The sequence below is a fragment of the Nocardioides marmoriginsengisoli genome (assembly GCF_003725695.1).
GTDB lineage: Bacteria > Actinomycetota > Actinomycetes > Propionibacteriales > Nocardioidaceae > Marmoricola > Marmoricola marmoriginsengisoli.
On record NZ_RJSE01000007.1, the window covers coordinates 1,533,684 to 1,556,444 of the forward strand.

Here is a 22,761-nt window from a genome sequence, read left to right on the forward strand (position 1 = left end):
CAGCCGGCCTGAGTACGGGTGCTCAGGGGCGCCTACTGCGGCTTGGTCGGGTCCTGCGAGACCACCCGTTGCGGGAGCGGCATGATGATGCCCTCGGCATCGAACCGGGCCTTGACCCGCTCGCGCATCTCGCGCAGGATCTTCCACTGCTGCTGCGGCATCGTCTTGATGGTCACCCGGACCACGACCGAGTCGGGGCCGAGGGACTGGACGCCCCAGACGTCCGGCTCCTCGATGATCTGGTCGCGGAACTTCTTGTCGTCGGCCAGCTCGTGGGCCACCTCCTTGAGGAGGCGGCGGACCTTCGCGATGTCCTCCTTGTACCCGACGGTGACGTCGAGCACCGAGCGCGACCAGTTCTGGGACTGGTTGCCGACCCGGAGGATCTCGCCGTTGCGGACGTACCAGACGGTGCCGTCGACGTCGCGCAGCCGGGTCACCCGCAGGCTGACCGCCTCGACCGTGCCGCTGGCCTCGCCGAGGTTCACGGTGTCGCCGACGCCGACCTGGTCCTCGAAGATCATGAAGATGCCGGAGAGGAAGTCCTTCACCAGGCTCTGCGCGCCGAAGCCGAGCGCGACGCCGACGATGCCGGCGCTGGCGATCAGCGGCGCGATGTCGTAGCCGAGCTCGGAGATCGCCATCATCAGCACGACGACGAAGATCAGGCCGGTGACGATGCTCTTGAGCAGGCTGCCCATGGTCCGGGCGCGCTGCACCCGGCGGTGGGCTCCCGGCTCCCCGCCCGGATCCGCGAAGCCGCCGAGGGGGCCCTTGGCGAGCTTGGTCGGCACCACGCCGCCGATCGCCCGGTTGACCAGGCGGTCGATCAGCTTGAGCAGCAGCCAGCGGGCCACCAGGCCGAGGATGACCAGCCAGAGGATCGCGAACGGCTTCCCGATCAGCCAGCCGGCCGCGTGGGCCAGGTCCTTGTTGCCGGTCCAGTCGAGGACCGCGGCACAGGTCCAGCTCTCGTCGCCGCCCCGGATGCAGGTGTCGGTCATCGGGATCAGGCTCTGTGCGACGGACATGGGGCGACCATAACGGGTGCTGAGGTGCTCGACCGGCGCCGCACTGAGTATCCTTCGGTGTGTGAGCACACGCCAGGCCCAGGACAAGACCCGTACCGCCTCATCCCGGACCCGGGCGCGTCGCGCCGTGATCGCGTTCGCGGTCGGCATGGTCGCCCTGGTGTCGCTGCCGGTGGCCGCTGTCGCGGACACCCCGGCCGCGTGGGACGACGCTCCGCACGTCTCCGGCCTGGAGTTCCTGGTCGTCCTGGTGCTGATCCCGGTCGGCCTGTTCGCGGTGATCGCGCTGCTCGCGGCGCTGCCGTCGATGATCAAGGACAAGGGCTACGAGCCCGGTCAGGCCTGGCGCTCGGAGCCGGAGTGGTTCGGCGGCCCGCGCAAGGGCGTCGAGTCCGCCGAGGAGCTGACCGACAAGCAGATCGAGGCGGCCGAGGCCGACCGAGGTGGCACCAGTGGCAAGTGGTGACGGCTTCTCCGCCGACCAGCGTTACGAGATCGACCGCGCGATTCGCGCCGCCGAGACCGTCAGCCGCTACGAGTTCTCGGTCTTCGTCGGCGCTGCCGAGTCGGACCACGGCGCCTTCGCGCAACGCCTGCACGCCTCGCTGATCGCCCCGGCGCGCAGCGTCCTGATCATGGTCGACCCGGCGGCGCGGCTGCTGGAGATCGTCACCGGGTCCGTCGTACGCCGGGTGCTCGCGGACGACGCCGTCCGCCTCGCCGCGGCCGCGATGGAGTCCGCGTTCGCCCAGGGTGACCTCGTCGGCGGTATCACGCGCGGGGTCAACCAACTGGCCGACGCCGCCCGCCAGCCGGAGACCCTGCACAGCAGTAGTTGAGCAGGCCCTTTCCGTTCCTTGAGTAGGCCCTCGTGGCCCGCGGTACGCAGGTGACCGGGCCGCTGGCGCGCAAGAAGGGCCTACTCGTGCTGCAGAACGGGCCTACTCAACGGGCGTCTTTGGACTGACCCTTCAGGTAGCGGGCGACGTCGGCGCGGCCCTCGGCGATGTAGCGCTTCGCGCCGGGGTTGGCAGTCGTCGTGGAGAGCCAGGCGTCGACCTGGGTCAGCAGCTCCGCCGAGGCGAGCTGACGCGGGAACAGGGCCTCCAGGGCCACCGACGCCTTGTGGGTGCCGAGGTGCTCCCAGAGCGTCTCGGCTGCCTCCAGGTACTTCGCGACGTACGGCGTCAGGACGTCGTCCTGGTCGTGGGCGTTGAACGCGCCCACGATCGAGCGGTGCGTCTCGTTGGCGGTGTCGGTCGCCACGACGGCTGCCTGCCAGGCCTCAGCCTTCGCCTCCGCGGTCGGGCGTGCGGCCCGGGCGGCGGCGGCCTTCTCCTGGCCGGAGATGGTGTTGTCGCCGGCGAGCTCGGTGTCGATCCGGGCGTCGCCGCGGCCGGCCCGGGCGAGGGCGCCGATCAGCGTCCAGCGCAGGTCCTGGTCGACGGCCAGGCCGTCGAAGGCCAGCGACCCGTCGAGCAGCTGCTCGAGCTCGGTCAGGGCGCCGTCGCTCACGGCCGCGCCGGCGTACGTCCGGGCGAAGGTGAGCTGGGCGTCGCTGCCCGGCTCGGCCTCGGTCAGCAGGGTGCGCAGGCCGCGCTCCCAGCGATCCTTCAGCGCTGCCCGGTTGGCCGGCGCGGAGAAGGAGTTGGCCGCCTGGGCGGCGTACATCGGGATCCGGCTGATGCCCCAGGCGTCGGTCTCCGAGCCGATGTTCGCGAGCACCAGCTGCACGAAGTCGGTGGCCGACATCTCGGCGTCCCGGGTCATGTCCCAGGCGGCGCCCCAGCACAAAGCCCGGGCGAGCGAGTCGTCCAGCTTGCCGAGGCCGTCGACCACGGTCGCCAGCGACCGCTCGTCGAGCCGGATCTTGGCGTAGGCCAGGTCCTCGTCGTTGAGCAGCAGCAGGTCGGGCTGCCGGAGGCCGACCAGCTCGGTGATCGCGGTGGAGGCGCCCTCGATGTCGGTCTCGATCGCCGTACGGCGGACCAGCCGGCCCTCGACCAGGTCGTAGAGGCCGATGCCGATCCGGTGCCGGCGCAGCGTCGGCCAGTCCGGGTCGGCGGTCTGGAGGACCGAGAACGAGGTGTAGCCGCCGTCGGCGTCGAGCTCGAACTCCGGCGTCAGGGTGTTCACGCCGGCGGTCTGCAGCCACTCCGTCGCCCAGCCCTGGAGCTCGCGACCGGAGGACTTCTCCAGCGCGGCCAGCAGGTCGGTGTACTCGGCGTTGCCGTACGCGTGGTCCTTGAAGTACTGGCGCAGGCCGGCCAGGAACGGCTCCAGCCCGACCCAGGCGACCAGCTGCTTGAGCACCGAGGCGCCCTTGGCGTAGGTGATCATGTCGAAGTTGACCTCGACCGCGTGCAGGTCGTAGTTGTCGGCCGCGATCGGGTGCGTGCTGGGCAGCTGGTCCTGGCGGTAGCCGGTCTGCTTGCGGGCGTTGGCGAAGCCGGTCCAGGAGTCGGTGAACTCGGTGGCCTCGACCTCGGCGTGGTAGCAGGCCCACTCGGCGAAGGACTCGTTGAGCCAGAGGTCGTCCCACCACTTCATCGTGACCAGGTCGCCGAACCACATGTGCGCCATCTCGTGCAGGATCACGCTGCAGCGGAACTCGTAGAACGAGCGCGGCTGGCGGCTGCGGGGGAGGTACTCGTCGCGCAGCGTCACGGCGCCGGCGTTCTCCATCGCGCCCATGTTGTACTCGGGGACGTAGAGCTGGTCGTACTTCTCGAACGGGTAGGGGAAGTCGAACGCCTCCTCGAAGAAGGCGAATCCCTGCTTGGTGAGCTTGACGATCTCCTCGCGGTCGCGGTCGAGGAACTCGACCAGCGACTGGCGGCAGTAGTGGCCCAGCGGGATCGTGCCGAACTTGCCCTCGTAGACGTCCTGGACCTCGTAGTACTCACCGGCGACGAGCGCGGTGATGTACGTCGACATCTTCTTGGTGGTCGCGAAGCTCCAGACCGCCTTGCCGGCGCCGGCGGGGGAGGGCTCCGGGGTCGGCGCGTTCGAGACGACCTTCCAGTGCTCGGGTGCGGTGACGTGGAAGGTGAAGACGCTCTTCAGGTCGGGCTGCTCGAAGGTCGTGTAGACCCGGCGCGCGTCCGGCACCTCGAACTGGCTGTAGAGGTAGACCCGGTCGTCGGCAGGGTCGACGAACCGGTGCAGGCCCTCGCCGCTGTTGCTGTAGGTGCAGTCGGCACGGACGACGAGCACGTTCTCGACGTGCAGGCCGTCGAGCTGGATCCGGCTGTCGGCGTACACCTGGGCGGGATCCAGGGAGACCCCGTTCAGGGTGATCTCGTGGATCTCGGCATCGACCAGGTCGGCGAACGTGCTGCCGCCGGGCTGGGTCGAGGTGAACTCGATGGTGGTCGTGGACGCGAAGGTCGTCTCGCTGGTCGTGAGGTCGAGCTCGATGGTGTAGGAGTCGACGTCGATCAACCGGGCGCGGGTCTGCGCCTCGTCGCGAGTGAGGTTGGTTCCTGGCATGCGACGCATCCTCTCACCCGCGCCGAAGCGTCAGAAATAGGGCAGAGGAAGTTCAAGAATGACAGCGGTGTAACGGCGTGTCGCAGCGCTGTAGTTTGGTGAAGGTGGTAGTCAGAGTGACGAAAGTTGCTCTAGCGTACGGATGTGCCGTCCCGTCGCGTATGCCTCCCTGCCCTCGTGGCGACCCTGCTCGGGTTGCTCCTCGGGCTGCTGGTGACGGCCCCGTCCGCGCAGGCCACCTCGACGCTCCTCTGCAAGGGGTTCACGGCGTGCGCGAAGGCCGGGTACAGCAGCTTCGGCTACGGCCCGACCAACTACAAGAAGATGTGGTGGCGGATGTACTCCGGCCACAACTGCACCAACTACATGGCCTACCGGATGATCAAGGCCGGCATGCCCGAGACCCGTCCGTGGTCGGGCAGCGGTGACGCCCGCAACTGGGGCGTCGTCTTCAAGTCCAAGACCAACCAGACGCCGACGGTCGGCTCCGTCGCGTGGTGGAGCAGCAACCACGTCGCGTACGTCGAGCAGGTGATCGACGCCAACACGATCATCATCTCCGAGGACCACTACCGGGGTGACTTCGACTGGCGCAAGATCGTCCGGGCCGGTGGAGGCTGGCCGACCGGCTTCATCCACCTCGTCGACGAGGCGATCACCGCGACCGCGCCGCCGACCGTCGTCGGAACGCCGCAGGTCGACAAGAAGCTGACGGCCAAGCCGGGCACCTGGAGCAAGACGGGTGCCAGCTACGCCTACCAGTGGCTCGCCGGAGGCAAGGCGATCGCCGGTGCGACGGCCTCGTCGTACGTTCCGTCGGCAACCCAGGTCGGCGCGGCGTTCACGGTCAAGGTCACCGCCAGCAAGTCCGGCTACCGGACCGGGAGCAGCGTCTCCAAGGCGACCGCGGCCACGGTGCCCGGCACGATGGACGTCGCGGCGACCCCGGTGATCAGCGGCATCCCCAAGGTCGGCGCGGTGCTGGCCGCCTCGGCACCGACCTGGGCACCGGCGCCGTCGGCGTCGAAGTGGGCCTGGTTCGCCAACGGCGTCTACATCCCGGGCGGCTCGAAGGCCACCCTCACCCTCAAGCCGGCCCAGCTCGGCAAGGCGATCCGGGTGGTCTCGGTGGGCTCGCGCCCCGGCTACACGGATGCGCAGGCCCGTTCCGAGGCGACCACCGCGGTCGGTCCGGAGAAGCTCAGCGTCGGGAAGGAGCCGGTGCTCTCCGGCTCGCCGTACGTCGGCCGCGCGCTCAGCGTCAAGCCGGGCGTGACCGATCCGACCGACGTGACCACCACCTACCAGTGGTTCCGCGACGGCAAGGCGATCCCGGGTGCGACCGCCGCGTCGTACACCCCGACGCTGACCGACCCGGGTGTCCGGCTCAGCGTGCAGGTCCGCTACTCCAAGCTCGGCTACACCCCGATCGACCGGGTTCTCAAGCCGCGGACGGCGGTGCGTTCGCTCGCCCGGATCTACGTCAAGTCCAAGGCGCACCGCTCGGTCACCGTCACGGTGCTGGCCAACGGGGTCAGCCCGGTGCGCGGCGACGTGGTGCTCACGAACCGGGCCGGGACCAAGCGCACCCTGCCGCTGGTCCGCGGCAAGGTCACCTTCTCCCCGGACTGGCTGTACGCCGGCAACCGGCCGCTGACGGTCAGCTACCTCGGCTCGTACCGGGTCGAGGCCCGGAGCCTGACCAAGACCTTCACGATCAAGTAGGTCAGCCGACCTGGTCGGCCGCGAGCTCGAAGTAGAGGCCGCGGCGCTCCAGCAGCTCGGCATGGGTGCCGCGCTCGGCCACCCGGCCGGCGTCGAGGACCAGGATCTGGTCGGCGTCGCGGACCGTCGAGAGCCGGTGCGCGACGACGAAGACCGTGCGATCCGCGGCTGCCGCGCGCAGGCTCGCCTGCAGGGCCGCCTCGGACTCGGCGTCGAGGGCGCTGGTGGCCTCGTCGAGCAGCAGGATCGTCGGGTCCCGGTAGAGCGCGCGGGCGACGCAGATGCGCTGCCGCTCGCCGCCGGAGAGCCGGGTGCCGCGCTCGCCCACCCGGGTCTGGTAGCCGAGCGGCAACCGGCGTACGAAGTCGTCCGCGGTCGCCGCGCGAGCCGCCCGCGCGAGCCGCTCGGGGTCGACCTCGTCCGCGCCGACGGCGATGTTCTCCGCGATCGTGCCGTCGAAGAGGTGACTGTCCTGGAGCACGATCCCGAGGCGGCGCCGGTGCGCTCGCAGGTCGATGCCGGCGAGGTCGACGCCGTCGCAGGTGATCGTGCCGGACTCGGGCTGCAGCAGCGCGGCGAGCAGGAGCAGCAGGGTGCTCTTGCCGGCGCCCGACCGCCCGACGATCGCGACGGTCTCGCCGGGGCCCGCCTGCAGGGTGATGTCGTCCAGCACCCGCCGGCCGGTCGCGCCGGGATGCCGGAAGCCGACCCGGTCGAACCGGACCCGGCCGTCGCCCGGTGCCGGCGCGATGCCCTCGCCGACCTGCTCGGGCCGGTGGTCGACGAACTCGCCGAGACGGTCGAGGAGCACCCGGCCCTGCTGGAAGACGTCCCACAGCGACAGCAGCTGGGTCAGCGGCGCGCTGGTCAGCATCACCAGGGACAGGAACGGGACGTACTCGCTGATCGGGATGGTGCCCTCGACGACCTGGTAGGAGCCGTAGGAGATCGCCAGCGCGAGCGGCACCAGCGCCACCACCGCGAGCGCGCCCTCGTAGAGCATGATCGTGAAGTCGGCACTGAACAGCCGGCCGGCGAGGTCGTCGAACTGGCCGGCGAGGCGTCGCTGGAGCTGGGGTTCGGCGCCGGTGGCCTTCACCGTGTCGATCCCGCGGATCGCGTCGATCTGGCGGGACTTGTAGCGGCCCCAGGATTCCTCGAGGCTCTGGAAGGCCGGGCGCAGCTTGCGCCGCGAGATGTACATCAGCACCAGGTAGAACGGGACGACCACGAGGTAGACGGCCGGCAGCCGGACGTCCCAGTGCGCCATGATCGCCCAGGCCCCGACGACCTGGAAGAGTGCCACGAAGGCGCCGACCCCACGGGTCAGGAAGAAGCTGCGCACCTCGCGCAGGCCGTTGAGCCGGCGCTCGATGTCGCCGGTCCTGCGGTTCGCGAAGAACGTCACCGGGAGGGCGAGCAGCGTCTCGGCGACCCGGTCGAGGCTGGCCCGGTCGATCCGCAGCGCCGCGCGGGTGATCACGTACCGCTGGACCACGGTGAGGCCGGCCGCGAGCCCGAGGACGCCGAGCACGATCAGCATCACCGGGAGCAGCGAGGCGGTGTCGTCGCGCTGGATGACCTTCTCGATCACCCACTTGCTGGACAGCGGTACCGCGAGGGTCGATGCGGCGATGCCGATCCCGCAGAGGGTGGCGATCGTGATCGCCGGCCACTCGGCCCGCAGGAACGGCCGGAAGAACGGTCCGCCGGAGGATGCGACCGGTGCCTCGGCCAGCTTCTCGGTGGGTGCCGTCAGCAGCGCGAAGCCGGTGAAGCGTTCCTCGAAGGCCGACCGGCTCAGCGACCCGGAGGACCCGACCGGATCCATCACCCGGACCTGCTTGCGGTCGACCTTGTCGAGCACCACCCAGTGGTTGCCGTCGACGTGGCAGAGCGCCGGGAGGGGCAGCTCGTCGAGGCGCGACGGCGAGACCGTCGTCATCGCCGAGGTCAGGCCCAGCGCCTGGGCGCCGTGGTGGAGGCCGAGCAGGCTGGTGCCGTCCGAGGCCGACGACACGGCCTCCCGGACCGCGACCAGGCTGACCGGGTGGCCGAAGGCGCGGCAGATCGCTGCCAGTGCCGCCGCGCCGCAGTCCATCTGGTCGAGCGCGAAGACCTGCGGCACCCGGGGGCGCTTGCGGGAGCGGAAGGGCGCCCAGTCGTCGCTGGACGCGGTCTCCGCCGCCGGGGGCGCGGCGCCAACGGGATCGGAAGCCGGCGGATCGGGGAGCCGCGCGTGCCGGCGCCGGCGGCGCCGCTCCGGCGGGGGCGCGATCGTGGCGTCGCGGAAGGCCGCTCCGGTCGGTGGCCAGAGCTTGGTCAGCGACCTCGCGATCGTGCCGTGCAACGTCAGCGTCTGCAGCGGCCCGGTGGCGCGGACGCTCACCGGTGACGGCTCCCGGGCGGCCGCCTCCGGTGCGATCAGTGCGCCGGGCCCCAGCAGCCCGAGCTGGACCTCGGCCCCGTCGTGACCGCGAGCGCTCGCCCGGGCCCGGCCGCGGACGACGATGTGGACGGTGTCGGGGACGGCGCCCTCCGTCACGAGCTCGTCGCCGAGGTCGTGGTGCGCGGCGCCGAGAGCCCCGGCGATCAGCCGGCGTACCTCGAACGGGGCGTCGTCGAGGTCGAGGAGCCCGGCCGGCAGGCGTGATCCGAGATCCATCGCTGCTCAGGTCCCGATGTGCCGCGCCACGGCCCGGGAGAGGGCGTCGGCCCGGACGACGGCCTCGGCACGACCCCGGGTCGCCGGGTCGGCCAGCGTCGGTTCGGTGCGGGCGACCACGGTGACGAGGGCCCAGCCGGGATCGGCCTGGACGGGTCCGACCAGCTCTCCGGTGCGGGCTCCCGCCAGAGCGGCGCGGAGGTTCGGCGCGCCGATGCTGCCGAGGACGTCGGCGGATTCCTGCGCCGACGTCCCTGCCCGGCGGGCGGCGTCGCGCAGGTCGGCTCCGTCGTGGAGGACCTGGTGGCGCAGCTCCTCGGCGACCTCGCGGCGCTCGGTCGTGACGCTGAGGGTGTCCAGGTGGGTCCAGTCGAGTCGACGCGACTCGATCGCCGAGGTCAGCGCCTCGGTCGTGGTGCTCGCACCGATCAGCCGGTCGGTCCAGCCGGCCGGGTCGAAGCCGGCCGCGTCCATGGGGGCGGCACCGAGCTCGCAGGCGGCCGCGGCGGCGCTCACCACCTCCGCGGTGATCGCGTCGAAGGTGCCCGAGCACAGCAGCGTGCACCAGTCGGACGCCGTGGAGGTGCCGGCGGCTGCGTCCCGGGTCCAGCTCCGGAAGTCGTCACCGGTGAGGTCCCACGCGGCCAGCCATGCCTCCAGCTGATCTGCGGTCAGCAGGCCGCGCGCTCTGCGGAAGTCCTCCTCGGCGCGCTCCGCGCTCGCCGCCGTGACGGCTGCTCCGCGGTCGCCGACCCGCGCACGTCGTACGAGGTCGGCGACCGTGAAGACGACGCCGTTCGCGGTGAAGACCCGGCGGTCGTTGAGCAGGGTCAGTCGATGTGGCCGAAGACGGTCACGAGGATGCCGCCGACGAGGGCGATCACGGCCGGTCCGATGTCCAGGAAGGCCGCTCCGCCGACGACACCGGAGGCGTCGGTCTCGGTGGGTGCAAGGTCCTTGAAGGTGTTCATGAGGTACCCCATCTCGTTGTCTCCCGGACTGGGGGCCCGGGTAGGTGCTCTCTCTTTGTAGGCGCGGTCCCCGCGATTTACAACGGACGGACGGCGGGTCGGCGTTACGTTTTTGTTGCCGGCCCGGCGTTCTGTTCCGCAACGTCGCTTTTGTGGTGGTGCTCGTGGGAATACCGGTCGGCGGCGCCGGGTTGCGGCAGTCATGACGACTTCTGACGCCGCGACCGGAACCGCAGACTTCTGGTTCGACCCGCTGTGCCCGTTCGCCTGGATCACGTCTCGCTGGATCCTCGAGGTCGAGAAGGTCCGCGACGTCCACGTGAAGTGGCACGTGATGAGCCTGGCGTACCTGAACAAGGACAAGGACATCCCGGAGCAGTACCGCGAGCTGCTGGCACCGGCCTGGGGCCCCGTGCGGGTGCTGATCGCCGCGTCGGCCAAGCATGGCGACGAGGTGCTGTTCCCGCTCTACAACGCCTTCGGCACCCGGATCCACCACCAGAAGCTGCCGATCGACCGGGACATGATCGAGGCGGTCCTGGCCGAGGTCGGCCTCGAGTCCGAGCTGGCCGACGCGATGGACGACTCCTCGCTGGACGAGGCGGTCGCCGCGTCGCACCACGAGGGCATGGACCAGGTCGGCGACGACGTCGGCACCCCGACGATCGCGATCAACGGGACCGCCTTCTTCGGGCCGGTGCTCAGCGCCATCCCGCGCGGCGAGGAGGCCGGCAAGCTCTGGGACGGCGCGGTCGCGCTGGCGGCGTACCCGCACTTCTTCGAGCTCAAGCGCACCCGCACGGGCGAGCTGGACTTCAGCTAGGGCGGTCGGGGCGGTACAGGCACGCCGCCGCCGCTCACTAGGATCAACGTCATGACCCGAGTCCTCTCCGCCGTTGCCTGGCCGTACGCGAACGGGCCCCGGCACATCGGGCACGTCGCCGGTTTCGGCGTTCCCTCCGACGTGTTCAGCCGGTACATGCGGATGGCGGGCCACGACGTGCTGATGGTCTCGGGGACCGACGAGCACGGCACCCCGATCCTGATCGCGGCCGACGAGGCCGGGATGACGCCGCAGCAGCTGGCCGACCAGAACCACCGGATCATCGCCGGTGACCTGGCCGCTCTGGGGATCTCCTACGACCTCTACACCCGGACGACGACCCGCAACCACACCGCGGTCGTCCAGGAGCTGTTCACCGGGGTCTTCGAGAACGGCTACTTCCTGGAGCGGACGACCAAGGGCGCGATCTCGCCGTCGACCGGCCGGACGCTCCCGGACCGCTACATCGAGGGCACCTGCCCGATCTGCGGGTACGACGGCGCCCGCGGCGACCAGTGCGACAACTGCGGCAACCAGCTCGACCCGGCCGACCTGAAGAACCCGCGTTCGAAGATCAACGGCGAGACTCCGGAGTTCATCGAGACCCAGCACTTCTTCCTGGACCTGCCGGCGCTCGCCGAGGCGCTCAAGACCTGGCTCGACGAGCGCGAGGCCAGCGGGACCTGGCGTCCCAACGTGATCAAGTTCAGCCAGAACATCCTCGAGGACATCCGGCCGCGGGCGATGTCGCGGGACATCGACTGGGGGATCCCGATCCCGCTGGACGGCTGGCGGGACAACCCGACCAAGCGGCTCTACGTCTGGTTCGACGCGGTGATCGGCTACCTGTCGGCGTCGATCGAGTGGGCCCGGCGCGGGGACGACCCCGAGGCCTGGCGGCAGTGGTGGAACTCGCCGGAGGCGCTGAGCTACTACTTCATGGGCAAGGACAACATCACCTTCCACAGCCAGATCTGGCCGGCCGAGCTGCTGGCCTACGCCGGCAAGGGCGACAAGGGCGGTTCGCTGCACGCGTACGGGGAGCTGAACCTGCCGACCGAGGTCGTCTCCAGCGAGTTCCTGACGATGGAGGGCAAGAAGTTCTCCTCCTCGAAGCGGGTCGTGATCTACGTCCACGACCTGCTGTCCCGCTACCAGCCGGACGCGTTCCGGTACTTCGTCGCGGCAGCGGGGCCGGAGAACCAGGACTCGGACTTCACCTGGGCCGAGTTCGTCCGGCGTACCAACGACGAGCTCGTCGCCGGCTGGGGCAACCTGGTCAACCGGACCGCGACCCTGATCAACAAGAACTTCGAGGCGATCCCGCCGGCCGGCGCGCTGACCACCGAGGACGCCGAGCTGCTGGCCGCCGTCGACGCCGGGTTCGGCGCGGTCGGTGAGCTGATCGGGCGGCACCGGCAGAAGGCGGCGATCAGCGAGGCGATGCGGCTGGTCGGCGAGGTCAACAAGTACGTGACCGACACCGAGCCGTGGAAGCTCAAGGGCGAGGAGAACCGTGAGCGACTGGGCACCGTGCTGCACGTCATCGCGCAGTGCGTCTCCGACCTCAACCTGATCCTGTCGCCGTTCCTGCCGTTCTCGGCGAACGCCGTCGACGCGACCTTCGGCGGCAGCGGGGAGATCGCGCCGATGCCGCGGATCGTCGAGGCCGACGACCTCGACGGGGGAGCGGGCTACCCGATCCTCACCGGTGACTACACCGGCGTACCGGCGTGGGAGCGGCGTCCGCTCGTGGTCGGCACCCCGGTCGCCAAGCCGACGCCCGTGTTCACCAAGCTGGACCCGTCGGTGATCGAGGAGGAGCTCGCCCGGCTGGACTCCTAGTCGGTGACCAGCACCTTGATGGACGGCAGCTGCGCCAGCGCGTTGATCAGCACGGAGAACGCGAAGTAGGCGATCGCCAGGGTCTCGTGCCCGGAGACCCACAGGCCGACCGAGGCGAGCGTGAAGACCAGCACCTTGACGACCGGGCGCACCCAGCGGCCGCCGTACCGGGCCTTGGGCGAGGCGAACAGGTACCAGACGACGACCACCGCGAGTGCGGCCGCGATCGCCAGCGGGGTGCCGCCCTGGTACTCGCCCCACGTCGCCGCGGCGGAGATCGCCAGCAGCTCGTCGACGAAGACCAGGAACAGCACGGACCAACCGAAGATCGCCATGCTCGCAGCCTAGGACCAGGAACTAGGGTTTACCCCGTGACCGAGCCCAAGCACGAGCCGCCGATGCACCTGCCCGCCTTCTTCATGAAGCAGAAGCTCACCCTGATGGTGAACCGCTACGAGATCCGCGGGGTCGGACCCGACGGCGGTCCGGGCGACCTGATCGCGTTCGCGCAGCAGAAGCGGATGGCGTTCAAGGAGCAGGTGACCTTCTACTCCGACGAGCAGCGCACCCGGGCGGTGTTCTCCTTCAAGGCCCGCCAGGTCATCGACCTCTCCTCCGGCTACGACGTGTACGACGAGCGCGGCGACGCGATCGGCTTCTTCCGCAAGGACTTCGGCAAGAGCCTGCTGCGCTCGACCTTCCACCTCAACGGCCCGCACGGGCTGGACGCGATCGGCCAGGAGCGCAACCAGGCGATCGCGATCATCCGGCGCTTCATCGAGCTGCCCTTCACCTTCCACTTCGACTTCGTCGACCAGGCCGGCCGCCCGGTGATGCACGTCGACCGGCAGTTCTCGATGCGCGACCGGTACCAGGTCCAGGTGCCCGACCCGCGGCTGGACTTCCGGTTGGCCGCGGCGATGACGGTGGCTCTGGACGCGTTGATGGGGCGCTGAGCGTGACGCTCTACCCGCAGGCGCGGGCCGCGGTGGCGGAGTACGTCAGCGAGCAGCTGGACGCCGACGGGATCGTGGCCGCCCGGGCCGAGGCGCGCGCCGTGGCCGCGGCCGCTCCCCGGGAGGCGGTGGACCGGGTCGACGAGATCGATGCCGACGGGGTTCGCTGCCGCCTCTACCGCCCGGCCGGAGCGACCGCCGTGACCGTGCACCTGCACGGCGGCGGGTTCGTCTTCCACGACATCGACGTGCACGACGCCGCCGCCCGGCGCCTGGCGAACCGGTCCGGGACGGCGGTCCTCAGCGTCGACTACCGGCGGCCGCCCGAGCACCGCTTCCCGGCGGCACCGGACGATGTGGACACCGTGCTCGGCTGGCTGGGGCGCGAGGCCGCCGGTCTCGGCCTGTCCGGGCCTTGGTTCGTGCACGGCGACAGCGCCGGCGGGAACCTGGCCCTGGTGGCCGCGCTCCGCAATCCCGGCCGGTTCGCGGCCGTCGCGCTGACCTACCCGTTCCTGGACCCGTCGGCGGGCTTCGACTCCTACCGGTCCACCGGCGTGGGCTTCGACCCGGACGAGGCGGCCTGGTACTGGGACCAGTACGCCGCCACCGAGGCCGACCTGGTCAATCCCGACCTGGCGCCGCTGCTCAGCGACCGGCTGGGCACGCTGCCCCCGACGCTGGTGGTCACCGCCGAGCACGACCCGCTGCGCGACGAGGGCGAGGAGCTGGCCCGCCGGCTCGCCGAGCTCGGCGTCGTGGTCACCGCCACCCGGTACCTCGGCCAGGTCCACGGGTTCTGGCGCCAGGTCGACGTCTTCGACGCGGCCGAGCCGCTGACCCGGCAGATCGCCGGCTTCCTCGGCCAGTACCGGTAGCCCTACTGCAGCGCCGCGGTCAGCCGCATCACGTTGTCCAGGTACTTCAGCCGGGCCGGCCGTCGCGACCACTCGTCGAGCGTCAGCGTCCGGGACAGCGACCGGTAGTGGTCCTCGACGGTCCGCATCCGGCGGACCACGTCCTCGCCGAGCATCAGCAGCGAGACCTCGTAGTTCAGCGCGAACGAGCGCAGGTCCATGTTGCTCGACCCGATCACCGCGACGTCGTCGTCGATGGTGAAGTGCTTCGAGTGCAGCACGTACGGCGCGGGGTAGAGCCGGACGGTGATGCCGGCCTCGAGCAGGGCGCGGTAGTACGACGACTGGGCGTGCCCGACCATGAACTGGTCGGACTCCTCGCTGACGAAGAGCTCCACCTCGACGCCGCGCTGGGCTGCTGTCGTGACGGCGTACAGCAGCGACTCGTCGGGGACGAAGTACGGGCTGGTCAGCGAGATCCGGCGCTCGGCCGCGTAGATCAGGCTGGTGAACATCCGCAGGTTGTTCTCGGTGTCGTAGCCGGGACCGCTCGGCACCACCTGGGCGAGGACGCCGGCCGCGTCGACGTCCGCACTGCCCGGCGCGGTCCGGACCCGGACCTCCAGAGGCTCGCCGCTCTCCAGCAACCAGTCGGAGGCGAACACCGCGTCGAGCTCGGCGACGACCGGGCCTTCGAGCCGCACCATCAGCTCGACCCACGCGCGGCCGACCTTGTGGTTCTTCGGCTTGTTGTAGCCGGGCTCGGTCAGGTTCTGGGAGCCGGTGAAGCCGACCGACCCGTCGACGACGAGCAGCTTGCGGTGGTTGCGCAGGTCCGGGCGGCGGAACCGGCCGCGCAACGGCTCGATCGGGAGCATCGGGTGGTACCTGATCCCGGTGGCGTCGAGGCGGGTCAGCAGGTCCTGGTATCCGGGGATGCCGCGTGAGCCGAGGTGGTCGAAGAGCAGCCGCACCTCGACGCCGCGCTCGGCCGCCTCGGCGAGGGCATCGAGGAGCGGCTCGGTCACCTCGTCCCAGGCGGTGATGTAGAACTCGACGTGCACGTACTCGCGGGCCGCGCGGACCGCGGCCGCCATCTCGGTGATCGAGCCGCGGTAGTCCTCGAGCACGGTCACCGCGTTGCCGGGCGTGACGGGCAACGAGGTCAGCGTCCGGTTCAGCCGGGTCACGCCGAGCACGCTCGGCCGCAGGTCGGTGCTCGCCTCCGGGACCGCCGCCGTGGCCGCCCGGATCCGTTCGTTGACCTCGCTCAGCCGGCGGCGCCTGGACTTGCCGACGTGGTTCGACCCGAAGAACCAGAACGCGACCAGCCCGATCAGCGGGGAGAGCAGGACCAGCAGCAGCCAGGCCATCCCGGTCGAGGGTCGGCGTCCGCCGGGGATCACGCCGAGCGCGACGACCCGCGCGGTCAGGCCCAGCGCCGCCAGGATCACGCCGAGCAGGGTCAGGTCGGTGGAGGTGTCCCCGGTGGGGCTCACGGCGGTCCTTTCGTCGTACGGAGGGGTCTCGGGGTGCCATCATGGCGCTGTCCGAGTGCATCCGTGTGCTTGTCGCTCGAAGGAGGACCGGTTGGCCGGCCAGAGTCTGATCCGCGTCGTCCTGGTCCGGGGCGCTGTCGCCCTGGTCGCGCTGCTGCTCCCGCTGGGCATGCTCTCGTCCTGGACCGCGAGCGTCCTCAGCGACACCGACCGGTACGTCGACACGGTGGCTCCGCTCGCCAGCGACCCGGTGGTGAAGAAGGCGGCGGTCAAGCACCTCACCCGCGAGACGGTCAAGCTGGTCGAGGGTTCCGCCGACGATCCGCGGATCGGTGACGTCCTGCGCCGGCTCGGGTACGACGCCCTGGCCGACGCCGTCCGCCCGCAGCTCGAGCGTGCCGTCCGGGCGGTCGTCGTCACGACCGTGGAGAGCCCGTACTTCGCGGACGCGTGGCGGGAGGCCAACCGGTCCGCCCACGCCCAGCTGGTCGCCGTCCTGGAGGGGCGGCGCGGGGCGATCCTGGACGACGAGGGCCGGGTCAGCATCGAGCTCGGCACCGTGCTCAACACGATCCGGGCCGCCCTGCAGCGCCAGGGGCTGCCGGTGGGCCTGAGCCGGCTGCCGACGGTGGACACGTCGTTCGCGCTGGTCAAGGCGGACGACCTGGACAACGCCCGGTTCGCCTACGAGACGCTGAAGGCGGCCGGGTTCTGGCTGCCGATCGCCTGCCTCGCGGCAGCGGTCCTGGCGCTCGTGCTGAGCGGCCGGCGCTGGCGGACCCTGCGATCCCTCGGCACCGTCTCCGCAGTCGCGATGATCCTGCTCCTGCTGCTGCTCGCCTGGGTGCGCTCGGCGCTGGCGGGATCGTCCGGCGACCCCGAGGTCACCCGGGTGATCTGGGACGTGGTCGTCTCCGACCTGCGCTCCGGCGTCCTGGTCGCGATGGTCGTAGGCGCACTGGTCGCCGTGGGCGCCGGGTGGATGTCCGGCCGTTCCGCGACCGAGGCGGCGTCGTGACCGGGCCGGAGCAGCAGTCGGTGCTCGGCCGGCTCACCGGCGCGGTGACCGGCAAGGTGCTCGACACCATCGACCCGGACACCGTGCTGGACCACATCGACGTCAATGCGCTGCTCGACCGGATCGACGTCGACCGGTTGCTGGACCGGGTCGACGTGGAGCGGCTGCTGGCCCGGGTCGACATCGACAAGCTGCTGGCGACGGCCGACGTCGAGGCGCTGGTCCGGCGCTCCGGCGTACCGGACATCGTGGCGGCCAGCACCGGCCGGTTCGCCGGGTCGGCGCTGGACCTCGCCCGCCGGCAGGTGCTGGTGGTCGACGTCGTCGCCGGTCAGGTCCTGGACGCGCTGCTGCGCCGCAAGCGCCGGATCTGGTCGCACGCGCCGCCGCTGCTGCGGACCGAGGAGCCGCGGGTCGGGGCCGACGGGCGCCTGGACGTCAGCGGCCGGTACGCCGGCGTGGTGCCGCGGGCGATCGCAGTGCTGGTCGACGCCTGGGCGATGCTGACCGCGGGCACCCTGGTGCTGGCCGGCATCGACTACCTCGGGCGCACCGTGCTGGACCGCTCGATCACGGTCGACGCGTCGGCGCCCGGCTGGGTCGCGGCGTTCGTCGCGACCGGGTTCCTGTTCGTCTTCCTCTGCCTCGAGGTCGCCGGCCGGACGCCCGGCAAGGCGCTGCTCGGCCTGCGGGTGGTCAGCTGGGACGGCAGTCCGCTGCGGCCCGGGGCCGCACTCGCCAGGACGCTGATGTTCCCGGTCAGCCTCGGCCTGGGCGGACTCGGCTGCCTGCTCGCCGTGGTGCAGCGGGACCGTCGCGCGCTGCACGACCTGGTCGCCCGCTCGGCCGTGGTCCACGACTGGACCCCGCGTGCCGCAGAGCTGCCGGTCGCCCTCTCGACGTCGTTGCTCGGAGCCTCGATACCCTGACGCCATGCGCGTGCACCTGGGATCCGATCATGCCGGCCTCGAGCTCAAGGACCACCTGCTCGGCTGGCTCCGCGACAACGGCCACGAGCCGATCGACCACGGACCGTTCGTGTACGACGCCCTCGACGACTACCCGGTCTTCTGCATCCGGGCCGCCGAGGGCGTGGTGAACGACCCGGGCAGCCTCGGCGTCGTGATCGGCGGCTCCGGGAACGGTGAGCAGATCGCCGCGAACAAGGTGATCGGCGTCCGCTCGGCCCTCGTCTGGAGCAAGGAGACGGCGGTGCTCGCCCGCGAGCACAACAACGCCAACGTGATCTCGGTCGGCGGCCGGATGCACAGCCTGGAGGACATGACGAGCTTCGTCGAGGTCTTCCTGGCGACCCCGTTCACCGACGAGGAGCGGCACGTCCGGCGGATCGCGATGATGGCCGACTACGAGACCACCCGGGAGCTGCCGCCGCTGCCCGAGTCCGCCGTGGGTCACTTCTCGGACCCGGGCGCGGATGCCTGAGGGCCACACCCTCCTCAAGCTCGCGAACGACCTGGACGCCGCGTTCGCCGGCCGGCCGGTCCGGGTCAGCAGCCCCCAGGGCCGGTTCGCGGCCGACGCGGCGCTGCTCGACGGGGGTGAGGTGGTCCGTGCCGATTCGGCCGGCAAGCACCTGTTCGTCGAGTTCGCCGGCGAGCGCTACCTGCATGTCCACCTGGGCCTGATCGGGAAGTTCGACCTGTACCCGGGCACGCCGCCGGCCGTCACCGTCGGCCAGGTCCGGGTGCGGCTGCAGAACGAGACCGGGTACGCCGACCTGCGCGGCGCGACCCAGTGCGACCTGATCGGCGCCGAGAAGCGCGCCGCGATCCTCGACAAGCTCGGTGCGGACCCGCTCAAGCCGGACCCCCAGGCGTGGGACCGCGCCTGGACGTGGATCTCGCGGAGCAACCGGCCGATCGGCGACCTGCTGATGGACCAGGGTGTTGTCGCCGGCGTCGGCAACGTCTACCGGGCCGAGATCCTCTTCCGGCACAAGATCCACCCGTTGCGTCCCGGCCGGACGCTGCGCCGACCGCAGTTCCAGCGGCTGTGGGCGGACCTGGTCGAGCTGATGGAGTACGGCGTGCTGACCGGTCGGATCGACACGGTGCGTCCCGAGCACACCCCGGAGGCGATGGGCAGGCCGCCGCGGAAGGACGACCACGGCGGTGAGGTCTACGTGTACCGGCGGTCGGGACAGGAGTGCCTGGTCTGCGGCGCGCGGGTGCGGACCGAGATCCTGGTCGGGCGAAACCTGTTCTGGTGCCCGCGATGCCAGCCCGTCTTTCGCTCCCGGGCCGTAGGCTGACCCAGATCGGAACCGAGGGGGACGAGCGATGCCCGGGATGAGCGACCTCGTCGCAGGTCCCCGCGAGCGCGCCCGCGCCCGGGTCGTCCGGCTGCAGCGGCAGATGGTCGATTCCGATCACCCGGCCTTCGTGTTCCTGGTGCTGCTGACCGCCGGCCTGGTCGCCGGCGGCCTGCTCAGCCCGGACGTCGTACCGCAGACGGCGATGTTCCTGCCGATCGTGCTGGCCAGCCTGTGGCTGGGCCCGCGGACGCTGCCGTGGCTGGTCGGCCTCTGCCTGATCGGCGTGCTGGTCCTGACGCTGGCCCTGCCCGAGATCACCCTGGTCACCGTCGTCCGGGTGCTGATCACGTTCGCGATCGCGCTGCTGATCATGGTGACCTCGTTCCGCCGTACCAAGCTGGGCGTGGCCGGTCCGCGGGGCGAGTCGATGTTCGTCGACCTACGGGACCGGATCGCGAACCAGGGCACGATCCCCGGTCTGCCGTCCGGCTGGCACGTCGAGTCGGCCTCCCGCTCGGCCGGCGGCACCTCGTTCGGCGGCGACTTCATCGTGGCCAGCAAGGCCACCGACGGCTCGACGCTGGACCTGATCGTCGTCGACGTCTCCGGGAAGGGCATCGAGGCCGGCACCCGGTCGCTGCTGCTCTCCGGTGCTTTCGGCGGGCTGGCCTCCGCGGTCGCGCCGGAACGGTTCCTCTGCGAGGCGAACGAGTACCTGCTGCGCCAGGAGTGGCAGGAGGGCTTCGCCACCGCGATCCACCTGCACCTGAGCCTGCGCACCGGGGACTTCGAGCTCCGCAAGGCCGGACACCCGCCGGCGGTCTGGCTGCACGCCGGCTCGGGACGCTGGTCGGTGCTCGACTCCGACGGACCGGTCCTCGGTCTGATCCCGGACAGCGCCTTCGAGGTCGTCCGCGGCCGGCTGATGCCCGACGACGCTCTGCTGATGTACACCGACGGCCTGGTCGAGACCGTCAGCCGGGACATCGCCAGCGGTATCGACAAGCTGGCCGGGCGGGGCCAGCTGCTGTTCCCGTCGGGCTACCAGCGCGGCGCCCGGAAGCTGATCGACGAGCTGGCCAGCAGCAACGACGACGGAGCCCTCGTGCTCGTTCACCGGCGGTCCTCGCACCTCGCCCACTAAGGTGCCCGCATGCTCGAGCAGGCCGCCGACGAGAGGCACCCATGACCGCGTTCGTGACCCGGTACGACTTCCGCGCGCCGGGGGAGGCCCTGGCCCGGCACCAGGAGATGTTCGCGCGCTGCCTGGAGCAGGCGTCGTACCTGGAGGAGCACGGGCAGGACGCGATCGTGCTCTCCGAGCACCACGCGACCACCGACGGCTACCTGCCCAGCCCGCTGCTGGCGGCGTCCGCGGTCGCAGCCCGGACCCGCACCGTCCCGATCTCGGTGGCCGCGCTGCTGGCCAACCTCTACGACCCGATCCGGCTGGCCGAGGACATCGCGGTCCTGGACCAGCTCTCCGGCGGTCGGGTCAGCTACACGATCGGGCTGGGGTACCGCCCCGAGGAGTACGCGATGTTCGGAGCGCCGTGGGAGACCCGCGGGGCCGACATCGAGTCCGCGATCGGGGTCCTGCGGCAGGCCTGGACCGGCGAGCCGTTCGACTACCGGGGGCGCACCGTGCGGGTGCTGCCGACGCCGTACCGGGATCCGGTGCTGTTCTACGGCGGCGGGTCGAAGGCGGCCGCGCGCCGGGCCGCCCGCCTCGGGCTGCACTTCCAGCCGCAGGCCGCCGACCCGTCGCTGAAGGAGCTCTACCAGCAGGAGTGCCGCGCGCTGGGGCGGGAACCGGGCTTCGTGCTGCTCCCGCCCGGGGGCCCGGCGACGGTGTTCTGCTCCGAGGACCCGGACCGGTTCTGGGCCGAGAACGGCGCCTACCTGCTCGCCGAGGCGCGCGGGTACAACGCCTGGCAGAACACCACGAAGTCGCTGGTCCGGGACGCCTCGGAATCGGTCGAGGAGATGCGGGCAGCCGGCGTGTACGTCGTCGAGACCCCGGACGACCTGATCGCGAAGTGCCTGAGCCGGGAGATCCGGGTGGTCAGCAGCCACCCGCTCTGCGGCGGCCTGCCGACGGAACCGTCCTGGGAGAGCCTGCGGCTGGTGTGCGAGACCGTGATGCCGGCGGTGAAGGCGGCGCGGGCTGCCGGCTAGGGCTGGCGATTCGTACGCTCTTCGGCGTGTTTCCGACGAAATCGCATGGGCAGAACGGGCCATCGTCGGGGACTTTTCGCCGTGCCACGATGCTGTGAACGGGAGAGCCCTCTCCCTCTGATCCGTGCGGAGGTCAGCCATGCCTGCATCCAAGGTCGTCGACTTCTTCCTGAACACTTCGAAGGAGTCCAAGGAGGGCCAGGTCGTCGAAGCGCCGGCCTTCAGCCTGACCAAGGTGATGATCGTCCTTGCTCCGTTGGTCACCACGATCGTCACGCTCGTCACCGACAAGGTCGGGAAGACGGACTTCTCCTCCGGTGAGGTGACCGCGATGATCGTCGCGCTGCTCGCTCTGCTTGCACTGACCTCAGCGGCAGACGTGCTCGCTCGCGGAATCGCGACCTCGGCCGAGAAGTCCGCCGCCGGTGCCAAGGCGGCGGCCGAGGCGCGGACCCAGGTGATCCCCCTGAACCCGACCGTGGCGGGTCAGCTGGTCAAGGACGGGCCAGACGAGGACGTCAAGATCGTGGCGATGTCGAACGCGAGCCCGCCGGAATTCCTGGTGCTCCGCGCGGACGACACGTTGAGCTGGCACCCGGTCTCGAGCGTCACGCTGTAGCAGGTTCTCCGTCCACAACGGCACCTGGTGCCGTGCTCTCCACAGGTCGGATGTCTTGAGGAGCGTCGGTCTGCGTGTAAAGATTGTCTTTACGCGTGGAGATCGCGGAATCGGCTCGTAAGCACGGCATCACTGATGAGGCGATTCGGCACGCGTGGGAGTTCGCGATCCGGGCGCGGCGCCTTGAGTGCGACGGCGAGGAGCGGCTGGTGGTGATTGGCCCGGATGCTTCCGGGACGCTTATCGAATTGGTGGCGGTTCCAGCTTTGGTGCCGGACCTGGTGATCCATGCGCAGCGATTGCGGAAGCGCTACTACGACTACTTGTGAGGCGACGCATGACGACCAAGCACCACGCACCCCCGGATGCCGGGCTGGATGATCTGGACCTCGACGCTGAAGGGTTTCGAGATGCCGTTCATTTTCGTCGGATCATCGCCGCTCAGAAGGCTATCGATGCCGCCGAGCAGGAGTTGAGCGACGCCGTAGCCGCTGCCAGAGAAGCCGGAGACCCGTGGCTGATGATCGGGGCGGCCCTCGGTGTTACCAAGCAGGCGGCGTACCAGCGCTTCGGCAAGGCGCGGGCTGGTTGAGTCGGGTCTGGAGGGGATGACGGGAATCGAACCCGCGTAGTCAGTTTGGAAGCGGTTCACCGGTTACAGCGTTCGTGCAGGTCAGGCCCCGTGTTGTGGCGTCTGACCTGGAAGTCGCTAACACTCGACCTGACCAGGATCGCCAGTTTCCGGCCCGAACCGACTGGTCTATTGGGACGTTGGGCACGGATGGGCACGGATGGGCACGGATCGGC

The 22,761-nt window shown here is 70.6% G+C and carries 24 protein-coding genes; 17 read left to right on the top strand and 7 right to left on the bottom strand.

Annotation, left to right across the window (positions count from 1 at the left end):
* Positions 1 to 32: 32 nt before the first annotated feature.
* Positions 33 to 1,031 carry a mechanosensitive ion channel family protein gene (locus tag EFK50_RS15905; RefSeq protein ID WP_246004174.1) on the bottom strand — a complete coding sequence of 333 codons (999 nt, stop codon included), beginning with the start codon at positions 1,029 to 1,031 and terminating at the stop codon, positions 33 to 35.
* Between the two features lie 61 nt (positions 1,032 to 1,092).
* On the opposite strand from EFK50_RS15905, the gene ctaJ reads away from it, so the two are divergent.
* Positions 1,093 to 1,497: an aa3-type cytochrome oxidase subunit CtaJ gene (gene ctaJ / locus EFK50_RS15910; protein WP_148046200.1), complete on the top strand. Its 405-nt coding sequence runs from the start codon at positions 1,093 to 1,095 to the stop codon at positions 1,495 to 1,497.
* A complete protein-coding gene (locus EFK50_RS15915; RefSeq protein WP_123228477.1) occupies positions 1,484 to 1,870 on the top strand; it encodes a DUF5130 family protein in 387 nt (128 codons plus the stop codon). Before ctaJ ends, EFK50_RS15915 begins: the two co-directional genes overlap by 14 nt.
* A gap of 106 nt (positions 1,871 to 1,976) precedes the next feature.
* On the opposite strand, the gene pepN is transcribed toward EFK50_RS15915, so the two are convergent.
* On the bottom strand, positions 1,977 to 4,523 hold the full coding sequence (gene pepN / locus EFK50_RS15920; protein ID WP_123228478.1) for an aminopeptidase N: 2,547 nt from the start codon (positions 4,521 to 4,523) through the stop codon (positions 1,977 to 1,979).
* 177 nt (positions 4,524 to 4,700) lie between these two features.
* Between pepN and EFK50_RS15925 the strand changes: the two genes are divergently transcribed.
* On the top strand, positions 4,701 to 6,248 hold the full coding sequence (locus tag EFK50_RS15925) for a CHAP domain-containing protein (protein WP_123228479.1): 1,548 nt from the start codon (positions 4,701 to 4,703) through the stop codon (positions 6,246 to 6,248).
* Position 6,249: 1 nt separating this feature from the next.
* Here EFK50_RS15925 and EFK50_RS15930 read toward each other — a convergent pair whose 3' ends face one another.
* Positions 6,250 to 8,913 carry a peptidase domain-containing ABC transporter gene (locus tag EFK50_RS15930; protein WP_123228480.1) on the bottom strand — a complete coding sequence of 888 codons (2,664 nt, stop codon included), beginning with the start codon at positions 8,911 to 8,913 and terminating at the stop codon, positions 6,250 to 6,252.
* Between the two features lie 6 nt (positions 8,914 to 8,919).
* Positions 8,920 to 9,387: a peptidylprolyl isomerase gene (locus EFK50_RS15935; protein WP_148046201.1), complete on the bottom strand. Its 468-nt coding sequence runs from the start codon at positions 9,385 to 9,387 to the stop codon at positions 8,920 to 8,922.
* On the opposite strand from EFK50_RS15935, the gene EFK50_RS15940 reads away from it, so the two are divergent.
* The gene (locus EFK50_RS15940; protein WP_123228482.1) at positions 9,386 to 9,577 is read left to right on the top strand and encodes a hypothetical protein; all 192 of its coding nucleotides are present in this window, start codon (positions 9,386 to 9,388) and stop codon (positions 9,575 to 9,577) included. The two genes, EFK50_RS15935 and EFK50_RS15940, sit on opposite strands and share 2 nt — an antisense overlap.
* A 166-nt stretch (positions 9,578 to 9,743) precedes the next feature.
* Here EFK50_RS15940 and EFK50_RS22240 read toward each other — a convergent pair whose 3' ends face one another.
* On the bottom strand, positions 9,744 to 9,884 hold the full coding sequence (locus EFK50_RS22240) for a hypothetical protein (RefSeq protein WP_183407857.1): 141 nt from the start codon (positions 9,882 to 9,884) through the stop codon (positions 9,744 to 9,746).
* 202 nt (positions 9,885 to 10,086) lie between these two features.
* On the opposite strand from EFK50_RS22240, the gene EFK50_RS15945 reads away from it, so the two are divergent.
* Positions 10,087 to 10,707: a mycothiol-dependent nitroreductase Rv2466c family protein gene (locus EFK50_RS15945; RefSeq protein WP_123228483.1), complete on the top strand. Its 621-nt coding sequence runs from the start codon at positions 10,087 to 10,089 to the stop codon at positions 10,705 to 10,707.
* Positions 10,708 to 10,758: 51 nt separating this feature from the next.
* The gene (gene metG / locus EFK50_RS15950; protein WP_123228484.1) at positions 10,759 to 12,552 is read left to right on the top strand and encodes a methionine--tRNA ligase; all 1,794 of its coding nucleotides are present in this window, start codon (positions 10,759 to 10,761) and stop codon (positions 12,550 to 12,552) included.
* Here metG and EFK50_RS15955 read toward each other — a convergent pair.
* Complete coding sequence (locus EFK50_RS15955) at positions 12,549 to 12,887, bottom strand: DUF2568 domain-containing protein (RefSeq protein WP_123228485.1); 339 nt, start codon at positions 12,885 to 12,887, stop codon at positions 12,549 to 12,551. The two genes, metG and EFK50_RS15955, sit on opposite strands and share 4 nt — an antisense overlap.
* Positions 12,888 to 12,923: 36 nt before the next feature.
* Between EFK50_RS15955 and EFK50_RS15960 the strand changes: the two genes are divergently transcribed.
* Complete coding sequence (locus tag EFK50_RS15960; RefSeq protein ID WP_246004175.1) at positions 12,924 to 13,508, top strand: LURP-one-related family protein; 585 nt, start codon at positions 12,924 to 12,926, stop codon at positions 13,506 to 13,508.
* A gap of 2 nt (positions 13,509 to 13,510) precedes the next feature.
* Positions 13,511 to 14,386 carry an alpha/beta hydrolase gene (locus tag EFK50_RS15965; RefSeq protein ID WP_123228486.1) on the top strand — a complete coding sequence of 292 codons (876 nt, stop codon included), beginning with the start codon at positions 13,511 to 13,513 and terminating at the stop codon, positions 14,384 to 14,386.
* A gap of 2 nt (positions 14,387 to 14,388) precedes the next feature.
* On the opposite strand, the gene cls is transcribed toward EFK50_RS15965, so the two are convergent.
* Positions 14,389 to 15,864 carry a cardiolipin synthase gene (gene cls / locus EFK50_RS15970; RefSeq protein WP_246004176.1) on the bottom strand — a complete coding sequence of 492 codons (1,476 nt, stop codon included), beginning with the start codon at positions 15,862 to 15,864 and terminating at the stop codon, positions 14,389 to 14,391.
* Between the two features lie 91 nt (positions 15,865 to 15,955).
* On the opposite strand from cls, the gene EFK50_RS22245 reads away from it, so the two are divergent.
* The 9 genes from EFK50_RS22245 (at position 15,956) to EFK50_RS16010 (ending at position 22,546) form a co-directional block, all read left to right on the top strand.
* The gene (locus EFK50_RS22245) at positions 15,956 to 16,882 is read left to right on the top strand and encodes a hypothetical protein (RefSeq protein WP_183407858.1); all 927 of its coding nucleotides are present in this window, start codon (positions 15,956 to 15,958) and stop codon (positions 16,880 to 16,882) included.
* Positions 16,879 to 17,811: an RDD family protein gene (locus EFK50_RS22250; protein ID WP_183407859.1), complete on the top strand. Its 933-nt coding sequence runs from the start codon at positions 16,879 to 16,881 to the stop codon at positions 17,809 to 17,811. Before EFK50_RS22245 ends, EFK50_RS22250 begins: the two co-directional genes overlap by 4 nt.
* Positions 17,812 to 17,815: 4 nt before the next feature.
* Entirely contained in the window at positions 17,816 to 18,325 is a 510-nt protein-coding gene (locus EFK50_RS15980) for a ribose-5-phosphate isomerase (protein WP_123228487.1), read from the top strand.
* On the top strand, positions 18,318 to 19,154 hold the full coding sequence (locus tag EFK50_RS15985; RefSeq protein ID WP_123228488.1) for an Fpg/Nei family DNA glycosylase: 837 nt from the start codon (positions 18,318 to 18,320) through the stop codon (positions 19,152 to 19,154). Before EFK50_RS15980 ends, EFK50_RS15985 begins: the two co-directional genes overlap by 8 nt.
* 37 nt (positions 19,155 to 19,191) lie before the next feature.
* A complete protein-coding gene (locus EFK50_RS15990) occupies positions 19,192 to 20,301 on the top strand; it encodes a PP2C family protein-serine/threonine phosphatase (RefSeq protein WP_123228489.1) in 1,110 nt (369 codons plus the stop codon).
* A gap of 41 nt (positions 20,302 to 20,342) precedes the next feature.
* Positions 20,343 to 21,335, top strand: a complete 993-nt coding sequence (locus EFK50_RS15995) for an LLM class flavin-dependent oxidoreductase (RefSeq protein WP_123228490.1) — start codon at positions 20,343 to 20,345, stop codon at positions 21,333 to 21,335.
* Between the two features lie 139 nt (positions 21,336 to 21,474).
* Positions 21,475 to 21,954 carry a hypothetical protein gene (locus tag EFK50_RS16000; protein WP_123228491.1) on the top strand — a complete coding sequence of 160 codons (480 nt, stop codon included), beginning with the start codon at positions 21,475 to 21,477 and terminating at the stop codon, positions 21,952 to 21,954.
* Between the two features lie 95 nt (positions 21,955 to 22,049).
* Complete coding sequence (locus EFK50_RS16005; protein WP_123228492.1) at positions 22,050 to 22,283, top strand: hypothetical protein; 234 nt, start codon at positions 22,050 to 22,052, stop codon at positions 22,281 to 22,283.
* Positions 22,284 to 22,291: 8 nt separating this feature from the next.
* Positions 22,292 to 22,546, top strand: a complete 255-nt coding sequence (locus EFK50_RS16010; RefSeq protein ID WP_123228493.1) for a hypothetical protein — start codon at positions 22,292 to 22,294, stop codon at positions 22,544 to 22,546.
* Positions 22,547 to 22,761: the final 215 nt, after the last annotated feature.

Bases quoted from the DNA above. Each gene is read 5' to 3' on its own strand.
- EFK50_RS16010 (WP_123228493.1), top strand. From the start codon at position 22,292: ATGACGACCAAGCACCACGCACCCCCGGATGCCGGGCTGGATGATCTG.
- EFK50_RS15985 (WP_123228488.1), top strand. From the start codon at position 18,318: ATGCCTGAGGGCCACACCCTCCTCAAGCTCGCGAACGACCTGGACGCC.
- EFK50_RS15945 (WP_123228483.1), top strand. From the start codon at position 10,087: ATGACGACTTCTGACGCCGCGACCGGAACCGCAGACTTCTGGTTCGAC.
- EFK50_RS15995 (WP_123228490.1), top strand. From the start codon at position 20,343: ATGACCGCGTTCGTGACCCGGTACGACTTCCGCGCGCCGGGGGAGGCC.
- EFK50_RS22240 (WP_183407857.1), bottom strand. From the start codon at position 9,884: ATGAACACCTTCAAGGACCTTGCACCCACCGAGACCGACGCCTCCGGT.
- EFK50_RS15905 (WP_246004174.1), bottom strand. From the start codon at position 1,031: ATGTCCGTCGCACAGAGCCTGATCCCGATGACCGACACCTGCATCCGG.
- EFK50_RS15940 (WP_123228482.1), top strand. From the start codon at position 9,386: ATGGGGGCGGCACCGAGCTCGCAGGCGGCCGCGGCGGCGCTCACCACC.
- EFK50_RS15990 (WP_123228489.1), top strand. From the start codon at position 19,192: ATGAGCGACCTCGTCGCAGGTCCCCGCGAGCGCGCCCGCGCCCGGGTC.
- pepN (WP_123228478.1), bottom strand. From the start codon at position 4,523: ATGCCAGGAACCAACCTCACTCGCGACGAGGCGCAGACCCGCGCCCGG.
- metG (WP_123228484.1), top strand. From the start codon at position 10,759: ATGACCCGAGTCCTCTCCGCCGTTGCCTGGCCGTACGCGAACGGGCCC.
- EFK50_RS15955 (WP_123228485.1), bottom strand. From the start codon at position 12,887: ATGGCGATCTTCGGTTGGTCCGTGCTGTTCCTGGTCTTCGTCGACGAG.
- EFK50_RS15930 (WP_123228480.1), bottom strand. From the start codon at position 8,913: ATGGATCTCGGATCACGCCTGCCGGCCGGGCTCCTCGACCTCGACGAC.
- EFK50_RS15980 (WP_123228487.1), top strand. From the start codon at position 17,816: ATGCGCGTGCACCTGGGATCCGATCATGCCGGCCTCGAGCTCAAGGAC.
- EFK50_RS16000 (WP_123228491.1), top strand. From the start codon at position 21,475: ATGCCTGCATCCAAGGTCGTCGACTTCTTCCTGAACACTTCGAAGGAG.
- EFK50_RS15935 (WP_148046201.1), bottom strand. From the start codon at position 9,387: ATGGACGCGGCCGGCTTCGACCCGGCCGGCTGGACCGACCGGCTGATC.